The 22,920-nt window shown below is 55.0% G+C and carries 13 protein-coding genes and 1 other annotated feature; of the genes, 6 read left to right on the forward strand and 7 right to left on the reverse strand.

Annotated features, from left to right (window positions below):
* Window positions 1-191 precede the first annotated feature (191 nt).
* The gene (gene pulA / locus R70723_RS08830) at window positions 192-2,588 is read left to right on the forward strand and encodes a type I pullulanase (protein WP_039871445.1); all 2,397 of its coding nucleotides are present in this window, start codon (window positions 192-194) and stop codon (window positions 2,586-2,588) included.
* A 127-nt stretch (window positions 2,589-2,715) separates the two neighbouring features.
* On the opposite strand, the gene R70723_RS08835 is transcribed toward pulA, so the two are convergent.
* From R70723_RS08835 to R70723_RS08855, 5 genes are all read right to left on the reverse strand, one after another.
* The gene (locus R70723_RS08835) at window positions 2,716-4,314 is read right to left on the reverse strand and encodes a sensor domain-containing diguanylate cyclase (RefSeq protein ID WP_179088039.1); all 1,599 of its coding nucleotides are present in this window, start codon (window positions 4,312-4,314) and stop codon (window positions 2,716-2,718) included.
* A gap of 560 nt (window positions 4,315-4,874) precedes the next feature.
* Window positions 4,875-6,047: an ABC transporter permease gene (locus tag R70723_RS08840; RefSeq protein WP_039871448.1), complete on the reverse strand. Its 1,173-nt coding sequence runs from the start codon at window positions 6,045-6,047 to the stop codon at window positions 4,875-4,877.
* Window positions 6,044-6,742, reverse strand: a complete 699-nt coding sequence (locus tag R70723_RS08845; protein ID WP_039871449.1) for an ABC transporter ATP-binding protein — start codon at window positions 6,740-6,742, stop codon at window positions 6,044-6,046. The genes R70723_RS08840 and R70723_RS08845 overlap by 4 nt, the downstream gene beginning before the upstream one ends.
* Entirely contained in the window at window positions 6,739-8,244 is a 1,506-nt protein-coding gene (locus R70723_RS34225; protein WP_039871451.1) for an efflux RND transporter periplasmic adaptor subunit, read from the reverse strand. Before R70723_RS34225 ends, R70723_RS08845 begins: the two co-directional genes overlap by 4 nt.
* A gap of 53 nt (window positions 8,245-8,297) precedes the next feature.
* Window positions 8,298-10,883 (reverse strand): hypothetical protein, encoded by a 2,586-nt coding sequence (locus R70723_RS08855; RefSeq protein ID WP_052421239.1) that lies wholly within the window; start codon window positions 10,881-10,883, stop codon window positions 8,298-8,300.
* Window positions 10,884-11,136: 253 nt separating this feature from the next.
* Window positions 11,137-11,404: a binding site (T-box leader), on the forward strand.
* A gap of 106 nt (window positions 11,405-11,510) precedes the next feature.
* Between R70723_RS08855 and pheS the strand changes: the two genes are divergently transcribed.
* From pheS to R70723_RS08870, 3 genes are all read left to right on the forward strand, one after another.
* Window positions 11,511-12,545 (forward strand): phenylalanine--tRNA ligase subunit alpha, encoded by a 1,035-nt coding sequence (pheS, locus tag R70723_RS08860; RefSeq protein WP_039871453.1) that lies wholly within the window; start codon window positions 11,511-11,513, stop codon window positions 12,543-12,545.
* A 322-nt stretch (window positions 12,546-12,867) separates the two neighbouring features.
* Window positions 12,868-15,312 carry a phenylalanine--tRNA ligase subunit beta gene (gene pheT, locus R70723_RS08865; protein ID WP_039871455.1) on the forward strand — a complete coding sequence of 815 codons (2,445 nt, stop codon included), beginning with the start codon at window positions 12,868-12,870 and terminating at the stop codon, window positions 15,310-15,312.
* 207 nt (window positions 15,313-15,519) lie between these two features.
* Window positions 15,520-18,195 carry a cell division protein ZapA gene (locus R70723_RS08870; RefSeq protein ID WP_039871456.1) on the forward strand — a complete coding sequence of 892 codons (2,676 nt, stop codon included), beginning with the start codon at window positions 15,520-15,522 and terminating at the stop codon, window positions 18,193-18,195.
* A gap of 66 nt (window positions 18,196-18,261) precedes the next feature.
* Here the strand turns inward: R70723_RS08870 and R70723_RS08875 are convergent, their stop codons facing one another.
* Entirely contained in the window at window positions 18,262-18,639 is a 378-nt protein-coding gene (locus R70723_RS08875; protein WP_039871457.1) for a cupredoxin domain-containing protein, read from the reverse strand.
* A 280-nt stretch (window positions 18,640-18,919) separates the two neighbouring features.
* On the opposite strand from R70723_RS08875, the gene R70723_RS31970 reads away from it, so the two are divergent.
* A complete protein-coding gene (locus R70723_RS31970) occupies window positions 18,920-19,969 on the forward strand; it encodes a GGDEF domain-containing protein (protein WP_231574911.1) in 1,050 nt (349 codons plus the stop codon).
* A gap of 74 nt (window positions 19,970-20,043) precedes the next feature.
* Here the strand turns inward: R70723_RS31970 and R70723_RS08885 are convergent, their stop codons facing one another.
* Window positions 20,044-20,391: a phage holin family protein gene (locus tag R70723_RS08885; RefSeq protein WP_039871459.1), complete on the reverse strand. Its 348-nt coding sequence runs from the start codon at window positions 20,389-20,391 to the stop codon at window positions 20,044-20,046.
* A 142-nt stretch (window positions 20,392-20,533) separates the two neighbouring features.
* Here R70723_RS08885 and R70723_RS08890 point away from each other — a divergent pair, with 142 nt between their 5' ends.
* Window positions 20,534-22,897: an endonuclease MutS2 gene (locus tag R70723_RS08890; protein WP_039871460.1), complete on the forward strand. Its 2,364-nt coding sequence runs from the start codon at window positions 20,534-20,536 to the stop codon at window positions 22,895-22,897.
* The last annotated feature ends 23 nt before the right edge of the window (window positions 22,898-22,920 follow it).

Raw genomic sequence — 22,920 nt, forward strand, 5'->3', positions numbered from 1 at the left:
TGTGAACATAGTGTTACATATACTATTTTGAGCCAAGTTATTAGCTTGAACTCAGAGTAAGGGCTTCCGCTACACCCCGCTTGCAAATCAGTGCAAGTATGATTCCTGAATGTTGTGTTAATAGCTGAAAAGAAGCAAGTTGATCCGTTCACTGGTGTAATCCATGGTGAGCAGTAGGATGGTGAGAATGAATGAATAGTAACTATATGAATGCAGAGACCGTACTCGAAACCTATGCAGGCAATGATCTTGGCCTGACCTATACCGCAGCGTGCAGCCTGTTTAAGGTATGGGCGCCGACAGCTTTTACCGTATCGCTGGTCCTATATGAGACCGGAGGAAGTGAAGCGGGGTCTCCGCTGGTTTTTGGCAGAGACAGCGGGCGGATTGTACCGATGCAGCGCGGGGAAGGCGGCGTCTGGCAGGTAGAGGCAGCAGGGGATTTGAAGGGCAAATTCTATATGTACCGCACGATTTTTGACAACGGAACGATAAATGAAGCTGCCGATCCATATGCAACCGCTGTTTCGGCGAACGGAGTGCGGTCGGCTGTTGTTGATCTGCGGGATACCGATCCGGCAGGCTGGCAGGAGGATAAGCCGCTGCAGCTGCTGCATCCGGCCGATGCTGTCATCTATGAGCTGCATGTGCGCGATTTCTCGGCTCATGAGAGCTCAGGCATGGAGTATAAGGGCAAATTCAAGGCTTTTACCGAAACCGGTCTGAAGGATGCCGCCGGAAATGCGCTGGGCATTGACCATCTGGCTGAGCTGGGCATCACACATGTCCATCTGCTGCCGGTGTTTGATTACCAGACGGTAGATGAGCTGAACGGTGCCGGGACCGGGCCGCGGCCGGACTATTACACGGAATACAACTGGGGCTATGACCCCCAGCATTACAACGTGCCGGAGGGCTCGTACAGCACCAATCCGGGAGATCCGGGCACGCGCATCCGCGAGTTCAAGGAAATGGTGCAGGCGCTGCACAGCAAAGGGATAGCGGTAATTATGGATGTGGTCTATAACCACACGTACGCTTTTGAAAAGGGGCCTTTTGAGCCGCTGGTGCCGGATTATTTCTACCGCAGGGACTCTCTCGGACGGTTATCTAACGGTTCGGGGGTCGGCAATGAGCTGGCTACAGAGCGGCCGATGGTCCGCAAGTTTATCAAGGATTCCCTCGCTTACTGGGCTTCCGAATATCATATTGACGGCTTCCGCTTCGATCTGATGGGACTGATGGACAGCGTGACGATCCGGGAGATTACCGAGGAGCTGCGGCTCAATATCAATCCGGAGCTGCTGATTTACGGAGAGCCGTGGACAGGGGGAGATTCACCGCTGGCTTCAAAGACCCTGAAGGGCGTTCAGCGCGGCAAAGGGTATGCCGTATTTAATGATAACTTCCGCTCTGCAATCAAGGGAGACAGTGACGGCTGGGGAAGAGGGTTCGTCACAGGCGAATACGGTAAGGAAGGGGCGGTGGCTGCAGGCATCAAGGGGGCCATCCATGATTTTACCGATTCACCGGTTGAGACAGTCAACTATGTAACGGCACATGATAACCTTAATCTGTGGGATAAAATCCTTGCCTCACAGGGGCTGCGGCAGGCGGCTAATCTGCCTGAGCTGGAGAACGGCAGGCTGAAGCCGGACGGAGATCTGGAAGCGGCGGTCCAGGCGGCGGACCCGCATTTCGCGGTTTCTCCGGACAATATTCTGGGCAATGAGACGGTACGCCGCTCGCTGCTGGCGAACGGCCTGATTCTGACCTCGCAGGGCATACCGTTTATTCATGCCGGCGATGAGCTGCTGCGCAGTAAATACGGGGATCATAACAGCTACCGGAGCCCGGATGCTATCAATGCGCTGCGCTGGGGCCAGAAGCAGAGCTTTATGCCGGTCTTCCAGTTTTATAAAGGCCTGATTGAGCTGCGCCGCAAGCATCCCGCCTTCCGTCTGCACGGGCGTCAGGAAATTGAGCGTTCCCTGGAATTCCTCCGCTGTGACGGCGGTGTAGTGGCTTATATGCTTAAGGATCATGCTGGCGGTGATGTCTGGAGTAATATCATTGTTGTCTTCAATGCCAATACGGAAAAGGTCACACAGAGCCTTCCGCATCATGCCGGCGGCTGGAACATTGTGGTCGATCACAGCTATGCCGGAACGGAAGCCTTCCGGATTGCCGGTGAGAGTGAAGTGGAGGTCGAAGGCCTGTCTATGATGGTGCTGTATGACAGCTATGGTGACCCTGCCCCGCGTTCAAAAATGATCGAGGTTCATTATGACCGTCCGGACGGCGATTACCGCGGCTGGAACCTGTGGGTCTGGGGCACAGGTATTCAGGACGGGCAAAGCGATTTCCGGTATATGGAGAACGGGCAGGCTATAGCCAGGATTGAGGTTGAGCCGGGTACGCAATCCGTCGGCTACATTCTGAGACTGAATGACTGGGAGGAGAAAGCAACTGACGGCGACCGGTTCATCGACTGCTCCTCAGGTGAACAGCTGATTAAAGTGCTGGTGCAGGAACGCAAGCGGAACGGGTCCGGCCATGCCGAAGACCCGCTGCAGCGGTCCAGCTGAGAGACTCCCGGAAATGAGCTGACAGTTAATCACAAAAGGCGCTCCAGCCGTTTTCGGCTTGGAGCGCCTTTTGTGATAGTAAAAAAATGTTTATACGTTTTAGGAGCGGTTATTTACATTGTATATGCTATTTGGTAGAGCGGTCTGAAAGCTCCTCATCCATCAGCTCATTGTACAGGCTGGCTTTGTTGCCGCCGTGATTCTTGGACCGGTACATCGCCAGATCAGCTGCGCGGAGCAGCTCATTGATGCTGTTTCCGTGCTGCGGATACAGGGCTACCCCGATGCTGGCTGAAGTGTGGAAGCTGGACCCGTTGTTCACGGACCAGGTCTTGTTGAACAATTGCAGCAGCCGCTGGAGTATTTCATCCAGCATTTCGGGATTGGTGAACCGGTGCAGCACGACGGCAAATTCATCGCCGCCGATACGGAAGGCCTGCCCGGTTCCCTTGACGGTCTGCTGAAGCTCACGGGACAGCAGCTGCAGGAACTCATCACCGGCCAGATGGCCGAGGGTATCGTTCAGCTGCTTAAACCGGTCGCAGTCAAGCAGCGCCAATGCAATCTCCTGTCTGCGCTCCTCCGGCTGGGTGATCAGATTCTCCATATACATTTTGAAATGGGCCCGGTTTGGAATTGCAGTCAGATGATCATAGAAGGCCAGCTTGTGCAGCCGCTCCTCATACTGCTTGCGCTGCGTAATTTCCCGGGAGACCAGCATGAACTGTACCGGAAGGTCCTGCCTGCTGCTGATTGGTGAGACTTTCGTCTCGAGCCATACCCAGTGTCCTTCCGCAGAGCGCATGCGCAGCTCGGAGATCCGGGTGGTGCCCTGTACAGCGCTTTTTAGCTTCGCCCAGGATATTTCCGCTTCACGGATATAGTTGGTGAGCGGGGAGCCCTTCTCCGGAACATAACCCAGCACGCTGGCGTGTGAGGGAGAGGCATACAGGATCAGGCCGTTCGGATCGGTCAAAATAATGAAGTCCGACATCGTTTCACCAATGAGCTGATGCAGCGACTTTTCCTCCATCATCTCATTCTGCAGCGAGATCAGCCTGCGGCAGAGATAGATAATGACCAGAATCAGCAGGAACAGGAACAGGGAGTATACACCAAAGACTGCACTCTTTTTCTCACGGAATTCGAGGGTTATCTGTTTGGCATAATTGTCGATCAGGTTCTCTGCCTCATCCAGGCTGCTGCGCGTCTCCATCAGCCGGGTATTAATAAGGGAGGGGGAGTAGCTGCTCTGCTCCCAGCCGCTTTGGACCCTCCGGGAGATCAGCTCGCGTCCCGCTTCCTTCCAGGACTCGAACGAGCCTTCAAAGGTGGCCAGCTTATTCCTCAGGTCACTCAGCAGCAGTTCACTCTGCTTCATACCGCTGTATGGGTTATCCAGGTTGTTAATATTATAGCTGGCCATGGTCAGGCGCTGCTTGATCTGCGAGTTGTTCTCTTCAAAGCTCTGGGCCAAAAGGCCGCGCTGCTCGCCTGAAATGTCTGTGCTCATTGCTGCATGCAGGGCGACGGCACCCTGGTACAGGTCGCGGTCAGCGTTAAGGATCAGCTCCGAGTTCTGGTACACATCGTTGTACAGGGAGTCTGAAAGCCTGTTCATAGTAGAATTCAGATACAGCAGGGAAGCGGTGCTGATTACTACCAGAAGCACTGAGATAGCGGCAAATACGATAATCAATCTGCGTGTGTTTTTAGTTTTGGACAAGCCTGCCACTGTCATCCTCTCCCCGCATCAAACTATAGAAAATTCAATTGCTGTGTGCAGAAACATGCGGTGCTGATCACCTGCGGCGCTAAGCCTTACAGGGACTGGAGGAGGGGTCAAAAAGTTACAGGGAAGCTCAGCTTCCGTACGATTAACGGTTCTTCTCAGCAGTCAGGGACTTCCCGTTGGGGCTGCTAAACAGGCGGGACGGCTCACGGCAGCGTATGTATCATGCTAACAGATGCACGGATTCCCGAGGCCCGGAAATCAGTACACCAAAGGTAAAGATAAGAGTATAAACAAATTTTACTACAAATTTTAAAATTATGTATTGAACCCTACAGACTATTTCTATTCCAGCCCTTGAATCCTATTACCCAACTTTTATGTAAACGATACTCCTGACGGCATATAAAATAAACCCGTAAAGCGGGGCCTTTACAGGGATGCTGGCTCAGGTGATTAACGGGGACCCCGGAAACTTATAAATGCCCGGCTCTAAAAAAGACCCGCAAGGCTCCATGCCGGAGCCTTGCGGGTTCTATTCAGCCTATACGGGGCTAGTCGTTGCGCAGCGCATAGATCGGGCGCATTCTGGCCGCCTTGTTCGCCGGAATCATGCCGAACACGATGCCGATGATCAGGGAGAACGAGAAGGAGATCATGACCATGTTCCAGGAGGTTGCAACGTTCATCGAGGTATAATTGCCTACAGCCCAGCTGGCGCCGAGGCCCAGGCCGACCCCGATCAGGCCGCCTAAGCCGCTGAGCACGACAGACTCGATCATAAACTGCATCAGAATGTTTATTTTTTTGGCGCCGATGGCTTTGCGGATACCGATTTCCCTGGTCCGTTCATTGACAGAAACAATCATGATGTTCATAATGCCGATGCCGCCGACAAACAGGGAAATGCCGGCGATTCCGCCCAGGGCAAGCGAAAGAGTGGCGCTTGTCTCATTGACCGTGTCCAGCATTTCCTGGGAATCGAAGACGGAGTATGCATTCTCAGCAGCGCTGAACTTGGCATCCAGGGCAGTCTCCAGTCTGGCCTTGACCTCCTCGACATTATCATTTGAGGTCGTAGTTATCGTAATGGAGCGCACACCCTTGCTCTGCAGGAACCGTTCAGCCGTCGAGATCGGGATCAGGATCTTTTCGTCACTGGAGCCGCCGCTGGTGCTGCCTTTGCTCTCCAGCAAGCCGACGATCTTGAAGCTGGTCCCATTAAGCTGAACCTTCTCTCCGACGGGACTGTCAGTGCCGAATAGATCCTCGGCAGTGTCCGAACCGATCAGGGCGACCTTCTGGCGGTACTCTGTGTCAATATTCAGCAGGAAGCGTCCGGACTGCACATGAAAATTCTGAACATCCTCGTAGGCTGGCGTAATACCTTCTACAGATACCGAAACATTCTCAGTGCTGTGCTTGGCGGTGACATTACCGCTTATGACGGGAGATACATTATCAACCCCTTCAATGTCACCAAGCGCAAGCGCCTCCTCATAGGTCAGAGAGGTGGTTGCCCCGCGTCCGGTGATATTGACTGTGAGCTGATTCGTTCCCAGTGAGCTTAACGATTCCGTAATCTGCGAGGTCGTTCCCTGGCCTACGGAGACAAGCGCAATGACAGACGAAACGCCGATAATAATCCCCAGCATGGTCAGAAAGGCTCTGACTTTGCTGCTGAGGATGCTCTTCAGGGCCATTTTCATGCTTTGATACAGCATCATGATCCGGTAAGCCTCCGATCTTCGACGAGATTACCGTCCTGGATGCGGATGATCCGTTTGGCCTGCTCGGCAATTTCCAGATCATGCGTAATGAGGATAATGGTGTGCCCCTGTTCATTGAGCTCCTTGATCATCTGCAGAACCTCCTTGCCGGTTCTGGAATCAAGTGCGCCTGTCGGCTCATCGGCCAGCAGGATCGGAGGCGTGCCGGCAAGCGCCCGGGCGATAGCTACGCGCTGCTGCTGACCGCCGGACAGCTCTGAGGGCCGGTGGTCAATCCGCTCTTCCAGGCCTACCCGGATGAGGGCATTGCGGGCAACTTCCCTGCGTTCCCGGTGGGAGACCCCACGGTAGATCAGGGGGAGCTCCACGTTTTCAACCGCCGACAGCTTGGGCAGCAGATTGAAGTTCTGAAAGATAAAGCCGATTTTTTCATTGCGGATCTGGGCAAGCCTGTTGTCTGATAATTTGCGGACCTCCTGGCCGTCCAGAAAATAATCTCCTTCATTGGCTACGTCCAGGCAGCCGAGCATGTTCATCAGTGTAGATTTGCCTGAGCCGGAGGGGCCGATGATGGCAACAAACTCTCCGTGTTCAATTATAAAGCTGAGCCCTTTGAGAATTGTCATGGATTCACCGGCCATCACATACCGGTGAATCATGTTCTCGACCTTAATCAGCGGCTGCGTGCTCATTGACGGCCACCACCCATGCCGCCGCCCCCGCCGGAAGGCGGACCGCCCGTACCGCCGCTAAATCCGCCGCCGCTGCCGCCGAAGCCGCCGGTACTGAAACCGCCCATGCCACCCATACCGCCCATCTGGGTCTGTTCAGTACTGGAGGAGCTGCCTGTGCTGATAACGGTCGGGATGATGACTTCATCGCCTTCGGACAGTCCGCTGACAATTTCAATATTGCTCTCGTCGTGAATGCCGACGGTGACCTCAACCCGCTTCTGTCCGGAAGCAGCACTTGAGCTGCCTCTGCCGCCCATCTGGCCGCCGCCCGGGAAGCCGCCGCTTGGAGCACCGCTCGGGAAGGAGCCTCCGCGTCCTTCCGTGCCGCGCCCCTGCCAGCCGGAGGCATCGCCTGACCGCTCTTGTCCACCCGCTGCATCGCCGGAAGAAGCCTGTCCGCCGGAGGCATCGCCGCCCGGCTCCTGGCCATCCGCAGCAGCACCGGAAGGAGCCTCGCCAGGCCATTGTCCGCCGGCGGCAGCACCGGCCGTATCGTCGGCAGTATCAGCCGGGGCGCTGCCTTCCTCTCCCGTTGCCGGAACGTTGACGTAATATTTTCCGTTCACCTCGGATACAGCTTCAATTGGCACAGTTAACACATCGTTTTTCTCTTCAATGGTAATGGCTACCTCAGCAGACATTCCTACCAGTACACCCTCAGATCCATTCAGGCCTACCGTAACATCAAAGAGGGAGACACCATTGGAGGAGGTGCCCTCTTTGGCAATCTCAATGACCTTTCCGTCAAATTCCTGATCCTCCAGGGCATCGAGGGTAATGGTTGCCGTCTGGCCCTGCTTAATATTCGGAATGTCCAGCTCATCCACCTGAACAGTAACGCTCAGATTTTCGTAATCTGTCATCGTGAACAGCTCCGAGCCGTTTTGGGCCTGCTCGCCGTCCGTGATATTGACTGCTGTAATGGTGCCGTCCATCGGGGCGGTTAACGGATCGGGAGGAAGCATATCCTCCTGGATGTCGGCAATGGATTCCTGCTGCTCGGCAATGTCGCTTTCGGCCTTCTCGATCGCTTTTTTGGCTGAAGCCAGCTCTTCCTCCGTAGCATTGTTCATCGCCAGCGTCTTGTAATTTTCCTGCTTGTCCGCAAGCTCCGTCTTCAGGCTGGCCAGAGACTTCTCGGCATCCTTGATTTTGTCGCTCAGGTCGCTGGCTACAAAGGTGATCAGCACATCGCCTTTTTTGACGGCATCACCCTTAGCCACCATAACCTGATCGACCTCACCGGCCTCTTTGGTCCGGATGCTGTCGGTATTGATCGGCGACACCGAGCCAGAGCCGGACACACCGTTAAGGATGCTTCCTTTTGCCACAATGGCGGTATTCAGCGGCGCTGCACTGGCCTCCTTGCCGGAATCCGGCCACAGCACATAGGTTAAAATACCTGCGGCAGCCACCACTGCGATACTTGAAGTGATAATCACTGTCTTTTTCTTGTTCATCCGAGGTCCTCCATCTTGCTCAATATATAGAAACGGGTATGCCTGGTTAAAAATTATGAAGTGCTGCCTGTCGAAGCATCGCTGGCTGTTCCGGTATCCTTGTCTTTGTCAGAGTCCTTGTCCGAGTCTGTGGACACTGCAGGCTGAGTGACGGTAATATCGTAGATCTGGCTGCCCAGCTCCATCCGCTGGCCCTGGAACTCATCGTACAGCTTGAGTCTGTAATTTCCGCCGCTCAGGCTCTTGAACAAGGTGCTGCTGATCGTCGTGGTATACAGGCTGCTGGTGCCGGGGATCAGGTCGGTGCCGAACGTCAGCGTTTTTTCAAAGAGCTGGCCAAAAGGATCAATAAATTGCAGCACCAGCTTATGGCCGTATGCCCCGGTCTGATAGGTGGAATCCTGAGTCAGGCTGTAGTTAACGGACAGTGTAAGATTCGTGGCGCCGGCTGTCAGGCTGGCTGAAGAATTGCTGACTGCAAGTGTATAAGGGAACATGGATATGCCGCTGCTCAGATTAGTCTGCGGGGTTATCGTCTTGACATTCAGAGCCAGCGCAGCTGTATTTACATATCCGGCCGCTTCAGTTCCGGCTGTGGTCAGCTTGCCGCCCGCAACAGCCTGTCCAATGTACAGCTGGAGGGAAGAGGCATCCACTGCGGACGGAAGATTCGCCGAGAAGGTGACCAGTGTTTTGCCGGCAGCACCGGTCGGAAGCTCGGACTGGTTGACGTCAGCTTCAAAATATTGTCCGTCCGCGCTGCGGAACGAGGCATACAGCCTGGACAGATTGCTCTGGCGGGATTCCTCGCTGTTCATCTCCACCTCACTGTATACCGTTTTGGAGCTGCTGCCGGTATAGACGGTTGTCTGACGCTCCTGAAGAACCGCCTTTTTGCCGGTAGAGGTGATTCGGATTGCCGAGCCTGCTGCGAGCGGGGCAAGGCTTGTTACCGCTCCGTCGCTCGTGCTGAGAGAGAGGAACTGGCCTGAGGTTTCCTGGAGAATGATTTTGGTCTGGCTGTAATCCAGCGTGTACGGAATATGAGCCAGCACAGTGACCTGTGCACTTTCACCAGGCGCGAGGATCGACACGTCATTATCGACGACCACCTGCGTTGAGGAGGTCAGATCATTCAGGTCCGCCTTCAATATCCCTGTAAGCTTCGGCAGCGTAATCGTCTTGGAGCTGCTGTTCCGGATGCTGAGCCTGGCCTGGACCAGATCCTCGTCACCCCACGGCAGACGCTGCAGGGACTGCAGAGTAACGCCGAACGTGCCGTAATTGTTGGTAACACTGGCCTCTGTGGTGACATGAGTGTTGCTCTCCAGCTTGTACGGAATTTTGAAATAGGCTGCCGGAAGCACGATTTTGCCTGAATTGTCCGCGGCGGCTGGCGGAATGACCTGAAGCTGGAGGGTATCCTGGGCAAGCTCAAGCGGTATGCTGGCGGTAAGCTCAATCAGCCTTTCTTCCAGCGGCTTCAGTGTGAGGCTGCTGAAGGCTGTTGTCGTGACAGGGAAGGTGTAGCCTTCGGCTGATTTAACGGAAAGCTCGTACGCCGGAAGTGTCACTGCTGTGCTGCCTGTATTTTTAACGCGGAGCTGGTAGGTCCAGATTCCATTCTCATTCTCCGCATAGACGGCGGATGACTTCAGCTGCATATCGACAACATTATTGTCAATGGATACCTTCTTAATGGCACCGGCAGCGACAGTAAAATCAGCTGTAACCGCAGCAGGTAAAGCATAAGAGGCCACCGGCAGATACAGCTTAAGGCCTTCATCCAGCGCGGCAATCTGCAGCTCCATTTTGGAAGTGTTCATATATGCAGGGACTTCGGTCATGAAATACAGCGTCTTTTTTTGCTGGGGCTGAATCTTGTATTCAGAGCTGCTCTCATCCAGAGCCAGTGTAAATACCGAACCGCCGGAGGACTTCAGATACATGCTGTACCCGGGATCGCTCAGTACTCTGGTGCCGAGATTCGTGATGCTATAGCCCACTTTTGCATATACCTTGCCGTTATAATGGTAGAGCTGCAGCGAGCTGGCCTGGGTCGTTACGGGAATGCTGCCCAGCTCCGTCTTTTTACTCTCCCCCTTAAGGGCGGCAAGAGAGTAATTGGAGGGAACGGTGAACGTGCCGATGCGCTGCTCATAGTTGGCACTGCTGAAATTCCAGCCGAACATATTGATTTTGAGTCCTTTAACGCTGGCAGCTTTACCGATATTGGCGTAGTATGTAATACTCTTTGTTTCTTTTCCGGCGATTTTTTTGACCGGGCTGTCTGCGGAGACGGCCGTTCCCTTGATCACACTGCCCCCGGCGGTAACCACCTTGGAGAAGTAATTGACCAGATTGACACTGCTGCTTGAGCTATTGGTGTAAGTAAGGGTATACGTTAAAATATTTCCGCTGTCCTGGGTGAATACGCTGACATCGCTGAGCTTTACACTGAAGGAGGCCCCCAGATTCATTGAGCTTAGCTTGGTGAGTTCCGCGGCGGCCGGCGCCGTTGCGGCGGCTGCTGTACCGGCGGAGGCGGCGTATACTGCAGATCCCGTTAATCCGGGGAGCTGGCTTACGGCAAATGTGCTGAGTAGCAGCAGAACATAAGCCTTACTTCGTTTATGCATGAATTTCCCTCCCTGTTTAAAAACCCGGCTTCCTGTGTATCTCAAAACAAGGGAGCCAGGCCTTACTAATTAGGAAAAATATCAAGATTCGCTGAAGGTTAGCTGAAAAATCCTCCGAAAAAGCTGTCTGAAACTTAAAGGAAGATTAAAAACAGATAAAATTTAGCCTAAATTTATGTTTGCTTGTCAAACGGCTGATTTTTGCTTATAATATTGAGGCATATCTTTATGAAGATGAATACGTATAATCTGAACAAATGCAGTGATGGAGACAAGTACGCAGTGCCTGGCCAACAGGGAGGAGACGCCATAGATTGAGAGCGTTTCTGGGAGAGCAGAGCTGCCGAAGTTCACTCCGGAGCAGTTCCCTGAATGTTAAGTAGGGGATACCGGCCGCAGACCGTTATTTCTGTTAAAGTGAGACAGGTCTTTACCCTGCCGCAGGAGGGAATACCTCTATGTACAGGGAAAAGGTGCAGCTTGTCTAACAAGGGTGGTACCACGGTCTTTTCGTCCCTTACCGGGAGAAGAGGCCTTTTTTTGTTGAATTATAAGGGTTTCCTCCTGTTTAGAACGGAATCCGGTTCAACATGTACAATACGAAGATTAAAGGGGGCAGTGCATGCCATGAAAGAAAAGCTGGAAGCATTGAAGGTCGAGGCCTTGGCTAAGCTGCAGGAGGTTACTGATCCGCAGGCGCTGAATGATCTGCGCGTCAAATATCTGGGCAAAAAGGGTGAGCTGACTGAGGTTCTGCGCGGTATGGGCGGACTTAGCGCCGAGGAGCGTCCGGTGATCGGCCAGGTGGCGAATCTGGTGCGCAGCGCGATTGAAGAGATTATTACAGCCAAGCAGGAGGCCTTCCAGCAGCAGGAGACACTTAACCGGCTCCAGGCTGAAAAGGTAGATGTTACCCTGCCGGGCCGTACTTTGCCACAGGGCGGGATTCATCCGCTGAATCGTGTGGTTCAGGAGATTGAGGACATTTTCATCGGTATGGGCTACAAGGTATCTGAAGGCCCTGAGGTGGAGACAGACTACTACAACTTCGAAGCGCTTAATCTGCCGAAGAACCACCCGGCGCGCGACATGCAGGATTCCTTCTATTTAACAGAGGATCTGCTCATGCGCACCCAGACTTCACCTGTTCAGGTCCGTACCATGCAGGCCATGAAGGGCGAAACGCCTGTCAAAATCATCTGTCCCGGCAAGGTATACCGCCGCGATGATGATGACGCGACCCACTCCTTCCAGTTCCATCAGATCGAGGGGCTCGTCATCGGCAGCAAAATCCGCATGAGCGACCTCAAGGGAACGCTCAACCAGTTCGTGAAGGAAATGTTCGGTCCGGCTACAGGCATCCGCCTGCGTCCAAGCTTCTTCCCGTTCACCGAGCCGAGCGTTGAGGTCGATGTCAGCTGCTTCAAATGCGGCGGCAACGGCTGCCGTCTGTGCAAGCAGAGCGGCTGGCTGGAGATCCTTGGTGCGGGTATGGTGCATCCGAACGTGCTTAGAATGGGCGGCTATGACCCTGAGAAATACAGCGGCTTCGCTTTCGGTATGGGTGTGGAGCGGATCGCAATGCTGAAATACGGCATCGACGACATCCGCTACTTCTACACTAACGATATGGGCTTTGTGAAGCAGTTCAAGGGGATTTAGATTTTTGGCGGGGCTGCGGCAGAAGAAGATTGTTTAATTAGATAGGTTGAACTTGAAATTAAAATTAAGGGGAAAGTGGCGGAAGGGAATTTTTGGAACTGGAGGAGCGGATGCGTCCGCCTTTGTCTTCGGATTTCGACCGCGAATAGCGGTTCTAATCAGGAAATCTGAAGACAACAGCGGCCGGAAGTCCAAACATTCTCTGGAGTCACGGCTATCCCGATAATGAATATCACTGGTTCGGGCTATATTTTTAAACATCTTCAGCAAGCAGACCCGGCACGTAGATAAATACATCTGAAACAAAAGGAAGTGAGCGGACATGAAAGTATCAACCGGATGGCTGACCGATTATATATCGTTAGAGGGAGTAACCGCTGTAGAGCTGGCGGACAAAATCACGACCGCAGGCATCGAGATCGACGGCGTCGAGCGCCGCAACAAAGGACTGTCCGGCATCGTAACCGGATATGTGAAATCCAAGGAAAAGCACCCGGATGCCGACAAGCTGAACGTGTGTATCGTTGACGCCGGTCAGGGCGAGGACCTGCAGATCGTCTGCGGAGCAAAAAACGTGGCAGCCGGCCAGAAGGTTCCCGTTGCCCTCGTTGGCGCTAAGCTGCCTGGCCTGGATATTAAGAAAGCCAAGCTGCGCGGCGTGCTGTCGCAAGGCATGATCTGCTCGGCCAAAGAGCTTGGCCTGAACGACAAGCTGCTGCCGAAAGAGCAGCAGGAAGGCATTCTGGTTCTTCCGGAGAACACGGAAGTTGGCCAGGACATTCTCAAGGTGCTCGGCCTGAACGACGAGATCCTAGAATTCGACCTGACTCCGAACCGTTCCGACTGCCTCAGCATGATCGGTGCAGCGTATGAAGTGAGTGCAATCCTCGGCCGCGACCTGAAACTGCCTGACCCGGCAGCTGAGCTGGTTGAAGCCGGAGGCAAAGCTTCCGACTCCATTTCCGTGCAGATTGAGAACGAGGAATTCTGCAGCCACTATGCAGTGCGTTATATTTCCGGAGTGAAGCCTGCCCCTTCGCCGCTATGGATTCAGAACCGCCTGATGGCCGCAGGGGTGCGTCCGATCAACAACATCGTGGATATTACGAACTACGTTATGCTGGAATACGGACAGCCGCTGCATGCCTTTGACGGAGATAAAGTGGAGGGCGGCGTTCTGGGTGTGCGTTTTGCCCGTGAAGGTGAAGTGCTGACTACACTGGACGGACAGGAGCGCAAGCTCGAGCCGCAAATGCTTGTTATTGCCGATGGAGCCAAGGCAGTAGCCCTGGCCGGTGTGATGGGCGGACTGGACACCGAAGTAACAGGAGATACCGTAAATATCGTGCTGGAATCGGCCAGATTCGAAGGCGGTACTGTGCGCAAGACCTCGCGCCAGCTCGGTCTGCGCTCGGAGGCCTCCCTGCGCTTCGAGAAGCAGGTTGATCCGAAGGCTGTCATTCCGGCACTGAACCGTGCCGCAACGCTGATCGCCCGCTATGCAGGCGGTGCAGTGCATGAAGGCATTGTGGAGGCAGGCAGCGATGCTGCGCCTGAGAAGATTCTGACACTCTCGCTGGAGAAGCTGAACAACTACCTGGGTACAGAGCTTTCCCTGCTGGAAGTGAAGACACTGTTCGGACGGCTAAGCTTCAAGTGCGGCGATGCAGCCCAGGGGCTGATTGAAGTCCGTGTGCCGACCCGCCGCGGCGACATCAGCTACGATGTGGACCTGATTGAGGAAGTGGCCCGTCTGTACGGCTACGATAACATTCCGACAACCCTGATTGAAGGCGTTACGACCCCGGGGGCACTGACGGCCCGGCAATCCGTACGCCGTGAGCTGCGCCGTATGCTTGCCCTGGGCGGCTATCAGGAAGTGATGGGCTACTCCTTCATCCAGCCGGAGCAGAGCAAGCTGTTCCCTGCGTTCTCTGCAGGCGAGCAGGCTGTGAAGCTGGCAATGCCGATGAGCGAGGAGCGCAGTGTGCTGCGTACCAGCCTGCTGCCGCAGCTGCTGGATATTGCCCTCTATAATACGAACCGCCGGCAGAGTGATCTGGCGCTGTTCGAGATCGGCAATGTATTCTTCACTGATGAGGAGCAGCTTACCCGCCAGCCGCGCGAGCTGCCGGTGCTGGGGCTGCTGCTTAGCGGAACCCGCACGGCCAAGCAGTGGAATCTGGCTGCTGAGCCTGTTGACTTCTTCGATCTTAAGGGCGCGCTGGAAAGTGTGTTTGCTTACCTGGGTCTGACCGGACGGATTGTGTATGAAGGCAATGCGCCGCAGGATTATCATCCGGGCCGCTCTGCTTCCATTTATCTGCAGGAAGGGGAGCAGCGGACTCTGGTCGGCACGGCAGGCCAGCTTCATCCGGAGTTGCAGCATAAGCTTGATCTGGAGGATACCTATGTGGCTGAGCTGCTGCTGCAGCCGCTGTATGACAATGCCCGGACTAATCTGCAGTACAGTGAGCTGCAGCGCTTCCCGGGTATGGAGCGGGATATTGCCGTAGTTGTTGATGATGCGGTCCCGGCAGGTCATCTGCTGGACGTCATCCGTAACAATGGAGGCACACTGCTGCAGAGTGTACAGGTATTCGACGTTTACACAGGGGGCAAGATGGAGAGCGGCAAGAAGAGCGTAGCGATTTCGCTGCTGTACCGTCATACCGAGCATACCTTGACGGACGAAGAGGTAACAGAAGTGCATGAAGGGGTCGTTGCTGCGCTTCAGCAAACTTTTGGTGCAGAATTAAGAAAGTAGCAGGAATTGTGCAGAGCCGCAGCGAATCCAATTAGAAACCGGGATTCGCGCGGCTTTTCCTATTCTGAATAAGCAGAATATTTAGTGCGGGGTACCGGCAGAACGTTTTCAAAAAGCCGCTGTTTTGCCAAATGTTCAGGAATAACGCTACAATAGGAGCAGGGCAATCAGCTTAGAATCCGCACACATACAAAGGAGGGCACAACTGTGGCTATGGACCGGACCCGTGTCGCCGTGGAGATATATGGAACTTCCTATAAATTAGTCGGAAGCAGCAGTGAATATATGAAGCAAGTCGCCCGTTATGTGGACGAGCATATGCATGCTATTTCAAAATCCCATTCCAGACTGGATACACCGAGAATTGCGGTGCTTGCGGCCGTACACATGGCGGAGCAGGCGATCCAGGTTCAGGACTTCAAAAATGAATTGAATATGCTGACCGGTGAGCGCACGGAGCTGCGGGTAGAGGTATCGCGGCTTCTTGAAGTGCAGCGTGAGCGGCAGGAGGAATATGAGCGGCTGAGCGAATCAGCCAAGGCGGAGGCTGCCCGGCTGGTAGCGGAAGCTGAAGAAGAGCGTAAACGGCATCTGGACGCCCTGGAGCAGGAGCGTAAGGCTCATGCCGAACAGCTGGAGCAGGCTGAGCTGGCAGCGGCTGCTGCCCGTGAGCAGCTTACCGGAGATCTGCAGGCCCGTGAGACGGAGCTGAAGGAGCTGCGAAGCAGCTACGAACAGGAGCAGGCGCTGAGCCGCGACTCGCACAGACAGGAATTGACAGCGCTTGAAGAGAGCCGGCTGCAGCAGCTCGACGAGCTGCGGGCTGCGCATGCACAGGAGCTGGAGCGGCTCCGGGAGACCCTGCTTACGGAGAAGATGGAGACGCTGTCCCAGCTGGAGCAAGAGCTTGCCAGTACGAGAGAATCGCTTGGCGGCGAGGTTGTGGAGATCCGGACTGCACTCAGCAAGGAGCTGGCAGAGACTAAGGCAACGCTTGAGAAAGAGCTGAGCGAAGAGCGGGAAGCACTGCAGAAGGAGCAGGCTAAGAACAAGGAGCTGCGCCAGTCCCAGGGGACGCAGGAGCACAGGCACAAGCAGCAGCTCCAGGAGCTGGACAAGCAGCTTAATGAGCTGCGCGGCGGCAGCGGACAGCTTCAGTCCAGGCTGCGTGCTGCCGAAGCAGGGCTGAAGAGTGAACGCGATGCCCGGCAGAGCCTCCAGGAGCAGTATGAAGCGTTACTGGCCCGGGAAGCGCAGCTTGCTGCTGAACAGCAGGCTGCATCCGAGCAGGTTGCACTCCTGAACGGGCAGCTGGAGGAGCTGAATCAGCGTTACGACGGGACGCAGAATGATGCTGCCGGACTCAGGGATGCACTGCAGGCCGCCGAAGAGCAGCTTAGACGTACTGGTGAGGAGCTGCAGTCAGCGGGTGAGCTTGGGGAGCTGCTCAGTGCTGAGCTGGAGGAACTGCGCGGGCAATACGCGCAGGCACAGCAAGAGTCAGCCGCGCTGCGTGAACACAAGGAGCAGGCAGGCCGGGAAGCAGCAGAGCTGCGCAGCCGGCTGCAGGAGAAGGAAGCAGAGCTGGGCCGGGCGCACAGCGAGCTGGAGTCTGCAGCAGAGCTGGGCACGCTGCTGAATGACGAGCTGGAGGAGCTGCGCGGGCATTACGCGCAGGCACAGCAAGAATCAGCCGCGCTGCGTGAACACAAGGAGCAGGCAGGCCGGGAAGCAGCAGAGCTGCGCAGCCGTCTGCAGGAGAAGGAAGCAGAGCTGGGCCGGGCGCACAGCGAGCTGGAGTCTACAGCAGAGCTGGGCGCGCTGCTGAATGACGAGCTGGAGGAGCTGCGCGGACAGTATGCGCAGGCCCAGCAAGAGTCAGCCGCGCTGCGCGGGCGCTATGAGCAGGCAAGCGGGGAAGCAGCAGAGCTGCGCGGACAATATGCGCAGGCGCAGCAGGATCTGGCCGTGCTGCATGAGCACAGCGAGGAGGCAGCCAAAGATTCAGCAGAGCTGTACAGCCTGCTGGAACAAAAGGAGGCTGCACTAAGCGGAGTGCAGGATGAGCTTACGCGGGCAGAAGCTGATGCGCGGAACTGGCAGGAGCTTGCCGACAAGCATATGGCTGACATAGGCGAGCTGGAGATGAGCCTGCTGGAAGCGCAGGACCAATCCGATGCCCTGAAGCGGGAGCTGGAGTCACTGCGCAGCCAGTCCGGAGAAATGCAGGACAAGCTGGAGCGCGAAGCAAGCCTGCGTGCGGAAGCCGAGCTTCAGTCGGCAGCGCAGCTTGAAGAGTCGGCTGAGGTGCGCAGACAGCTGGCAGCCCTGCGCAGCCGGTATGAGGACCTGATCGCACAGTATGATGAGCTGCTGCAGGATAAGGAGCAGCTGCAGGAAAGATATGAACTGCTGGAGGCTGAGATTGAGGAGTCCGGCCAGCGGCTTGAAGAGCTGTCCGAGGCGGCCCGTGAGGCAGCAGCTGCCGCTGCTGAGCAGCAGGAGGCAATCCGCGAAGCGCACGAGGTTGAAGCGTCCTGGAAGCAGCGTTACGATGAGCTTCAGCAGCGTGAAATGCAGTGGAGCGGGACAGAAGCCGCGCTGCGTGAAGAGATTGAGATCTGGCAGCAGGAGGCCGGGGATGCCGAGGCGCAGGCCAAGCTGCTGAGCGAGACCCGCAGTGAAGCACAGCAGCAGCTGGGCGAGCTTGGGGAGAATTTTGAGCTTGCGCAGAGCCAGCTCAGGCTGCTGCAGGCCCAGTTCGAGCTCCGCGAGGGGGAAATGGACAGGCTGGCCAAGGAACACCGCGAGCTGCAGGCGGAATATGCCAAGCTGCAGAATGAATATAATGAATGGATTCAACTGATCGAACAGGACAGTTGAATGGCGGATGCACGGCAAAGCGGATGCTGCCCCTAAAGGGCGGCATCCGCTTCTGCATGTCTATGTCTATTCCACAATGACCATAGCGCTCATTGTACTATGCCCGGAGCCGCACATGATGGCACAGGTCATTTCATAAGTCCCCGCTTCCTCAGGGATAATGACCTGCGAGGAGGTTTTGGCGTCCAGTCTCAGCTCCAGCTCAGGCACGAGAATGCCGTGGTTGCCGCTCTCGTTTTTATAAATGATTTTTACCGGCACGCCCTTCTTCAAATGATATTCCTTCTGGTCAAAGCTGTAGTTAGCTGCGGTAATCGTAATCTCTGCTTCTGCAGCGGGTTCCGGCGAGCTCCCTGAAGCGGATGGATTTTCTTGTCCGCTCCCGCAGGCAGCCAGGAGTATAAGGCAGATGACAGACAGCAATAAAGCCGTTTTTTTGAACATAAGCATCCTCCCTTAGCGTATATTCAATAGCATAGCTTAGTTTAGTTTTTACTGGAAGTCTTTCATAAACTTTGAAAAAATAGCTGATTAGTAGATAAACGTCGTTGTTTGTCGAAACATGCAAAAAAATGGTGCAAAGATAATTAAAATTTATTATAATATAAGCTACTATACCAGTGCTTAAAAGTAGGGGATTTAGATTTATAGTGCTATTGATAATCAGCAGGCGGAAGTATGGCACCGCAGAATTTTAAACGGATATTGGGTGCTCGTGCTGCTGATGCTCACGGCCCAGTTTATCTTTGTGATGTCCACCCATATGCCTGAGGTGAAGTCGGCTTTCTTGCCCGGTAAAGGCCATTTATTTGTTGCCTGTAATATTATGATTGTCATTGCGATGGTCCTGGCGGAAATGTGGCTGCGCACGGCTGCCCAATATCATAAGCAGGCTGTTGTCTGCTGCGGCTTTATCGTCTCCTATTTGATGTATTTTGTGCTGGAGCCTTTTGTGGACGGGGCACAGATGACGCTGATGATGCCGATTATGATCTCGCTGATTTATTTTGACAGGAAGCTCCTGCATTATCTCGGGGGATTCAGTATTCTTTTTTATGCCGCAGTGTATTTCGGTCTGGAACGCATAGTGCTGGAGAAGCCGCTGCTGGAATTTTTCCTTGTCGAGTGTGTGTTTATTGTGTTTGTTGTAATGTCCCACATGGTTATCATCCGTGCACATGAGGTCCGGGACCATCTGGAGCAGCTGACCAAATCGGAGCAGGAGCTGATGGTGGAGCGGGCAATCTCTGACAAGCTGCTCAAAATTGATGCGTTAACGGGACTGTATAATCATAAAACCTTCCACGAATATCTGGATTCGCTGCTGGAGCAGTGTGAGAGCAACGGTCTGCGCCTGCAGCTGGCCCTGTTTGATATCGATAACTTTAAGCGTGTAAATGATACCTACGGCCACTGGGTCGGCGACCTGGTGCTGAAGGAGGTTGCGGCCCGGGTTAGGGGAATGATCGGACTGAACGATTTTGCTGCCAGGTACGGCGGGGAGGAGTTCGCGGTGATTTTTACGGATAAAAGCTTTCAGGAGGCCAACGCGGCTGTAGAGGAGCTGCGGTCGGCGATCAGCCTGATGGAGCATCCTTATGCGGGCGGCAAGCCGATTACGGTCAGTATCGGATTATGTGCTTATCAGCTCGGTAACGGCAAGGAGCTGCTGTTCCGTAAAACCGACAATGCTCTGTATGCGGCCAAGCACGGCGGCAAAAACATGGTCGTCACCGCGTCGCCTTCTCCCGAGGAGGGAACGGTCTATGCCTGAGCAAACACAATAAACCCCCTGTTTCTGAATGAATCCGGAAACAGGGGGTTTCGTTGTCTGCTTGCTGCAGGAAGCTATTTGCCGGCTTCGAACGGGGTGGATACCGGCAGGAACAGATCAATGATCCCGATGACCAGTGCCGCCAGCAGGGCTCCTAAGATAGTAACGCTTACTCCGCTGACTACGAACTGTGCAATCCAGATGACCAGGGCGCTGACCAGAAAGCCGACGATTCCGCGGCCGAACGGGGTTGCTTTTTTGCCGAAAATCCCTTCAACCACCCAGCCGAGCAGTGCGATAACCAGAGCCAGAATCAGTGCGCTCCAGAATCCGCCGATCGTGAACTGCGGTACAATCCAGCCGACAACCAGCAGCACGAGGGCTGCGACGACGAAACGGACTACATGACCTAAAAATCTCACTGGATAAACCTCCTTTGGCCTTCGCATAAGGATATGTGCAGTTGTTATTGTGGCCTGAGTCCGGCTTTTCTATGCCCCAAATAGCGCAAATGGGCCGAATTAGGTATAATGTAAACATCTATGAAGGGAGCTGTGACTGTAATTGGACGACAAAATTTTGCATACGCTTGAATATCGCAAGATTTTAAATAAATTGATGCAATATACGCAGACCGGGATGGGAAAGCTTGCCGCGGAGGCACTGAAGCCTTCAGGGGACTTTGAAGGTGTGAAGCTGCTGCTCCAGGCCACGGACGAGGCGGTCAATGTGGACCGTCTCAAGGGCATTCCTTCCTTCGGCGGGGTAAGCGATATCCGGCCCGCACTGAAGCGTGCATCAATTGGAGGGATGCTCGGAACGGCTGAGCTGCTCTCCGTAGGCAACACGATCGGCGGTGCGCGCCGGGTCAAGCGTTTCCTCGCTGCTATGCATGAGGAAGAGCACATTCACATGCTGTATGCCTTAAGTGATCTGCTCTCCGAGCAGAAGCATGTAGAGGATGCCATCCGTTCGTGCATTGACGAGGATGCGAATGTGCTTGACTCAGCCAGTCCCGAGCTTGCCAGTATCCGCCGGGAGCTGCGCGGGGGGGAAGCACGGATCCGCGAGAAGCTGGATTCGATGGTCCGCTCTTCCTCTGTAGCCAAGATGCTGCAGGATCAGCTTGTGACGATCCGTGGTGACCGTTTTGTCATTCCGGTCAAGGCGGAATACCGGTCCCATTTTGGCGGAATTGTGCATGACCAGTCCGGTTCGGGGGCGACGCTGTTTATTGAGCCCGAATCGATAGTGGCCATGAATAACAAGCTGCGCGAGACCCGGCTGCGCGAGGAGCGGGAGATTGAGATTATTCTGCACCGGCTGACCGATATGGTGGGCGGTATTGCCGAGGAGATGGCCTACGATGTTGATATTCTCGGCCAGCTGGACTTTATCTTCGCCAAGGCCCGTCTGGCCCGCGAGATGAAGGCAACCCAGCCGCGGATGAATGACCGCGGTTATCTGAAGCTGCGCAAGGGCCGTCATCCGCTGATTCCGGCAGAGCAGGTGGTTCCGCTCGATGTGGAGCTGGGCAACCAGTACAGCTCGATTATCGTGACCGGCCCGAATACCGGCGGTAAGACCGTCACATTGAAGACGGTCGGGCTGCTCAGCCTGATGTCGATGTCCGGCTTATTCGTTCCTGCAGAGGAAGGCAGCCAGATGTGTGTGTTTGATGCGATTTATGCAGACATCGGGGATGAGCAGAGCATTGAGCAGAGCCTCAGTACCTTCTCGAGCCATATGACCAATATTATCTCCATCCTCAAGCGGATGACTCCTAAGAGCCTGATTCTTCTGGATGAGGTGGGTGCCGGAACAGACCCGGCTGAAGGCTCGGCGCTGGCAATCGCCATTCTGGAGCATATTCACCGTACCGAATGCCGGATGATTGCTACAACGCACTACAGTGAGCTGAAGGCATATGCCTATGAACGCAAAGGCGTTATCAACGCCAGTATGGAATTTGATGTACAGACCCTAAGCCCGACCTACCGTCTGCTGATCGGGGTGCCTGGACGAAGCAACGCCTTCGCGATTGCCGAGCGGCTGGGACTGCCGGGTGCCATTCTGGAGCATGCCCGCGGAGAAGTGAAGGAAGAGGATCTGCGCGTGGAGCATATGATTGCTTCCCTGGAGGAGAACCGGCTTACCGCCGAGCAGGAGCGTGAGCGGGCCGAGGTTATCCGCCGTGAGGCGGAGGAATTCCGCAAGCGGCAGCAGCTTGAGCTGGAGAAGCTCGAAAGCCAGCGCGACAAGCGGCTGGAGAAGGCAGAGAAGGATGCCAGCGAAATTCTCGGCAAGGCACGCAAGGAGGCTGAAGAGATCATCAGCGATCTGCGCCGCCTGGCCATGGAGGAAGGGGCTTCCGTCAAGGAGCATAAGCTGATTGAAGCACGCCGCCGTCTGGATGAGGCGGAGCCGGCACCGCGCAAGAAGGCGGTAACCCGCACCACAAAGGCACCGCGCAAGCTGCAGCCGGGTGACGAGGTGAAGCTGCCGAGCGTCAACCAGAAGGGATATATTGTTGAGCTTAGCGGAACAAAAGAGGCGGTTGTCCAGTTCGGCATCATGAAGATGAAGGTCAATGTGAGCGATCTTGAGTTCCTGTCCTCCGCACCGGATCAGCCGGCGCCTGCGCTGCGCAAGGCCACGACTGTCAAGCGCACCCGTGATGAGAACATCCGCAGTGAGCTGGATCTGCGCGGAGCGAACCTTGAGGAAGCGATCATGGAGACGGACCGTTTTATTGATGAAGCGTTCCTGGGCAATCTCGGCCAGATTTACATTATCCACGGTAAAGGAACCGGCGTCCTGCGGACCGGTATTCAGGAATATCTGCGCAAGCACAGGCATGTCAAAAGCTACCGGCTTGGAAATTACAACGAAGGCGGCGCGGGTGTTACCGTGGCTGAGCTTGAGTAGCGGGGAAGGCCGGCGGAAAGAGG

The organism is Paenibacillus sp. FSL R7-0273 (assembly GCF_000758625.1).
In the GTDB taxonomy this organism is placed as follows: domain Bacteria; phylum Bacillota; class Bacilli; order Paenibacillales; family Paenibacillaceae; genus Paenibacillus_AQ.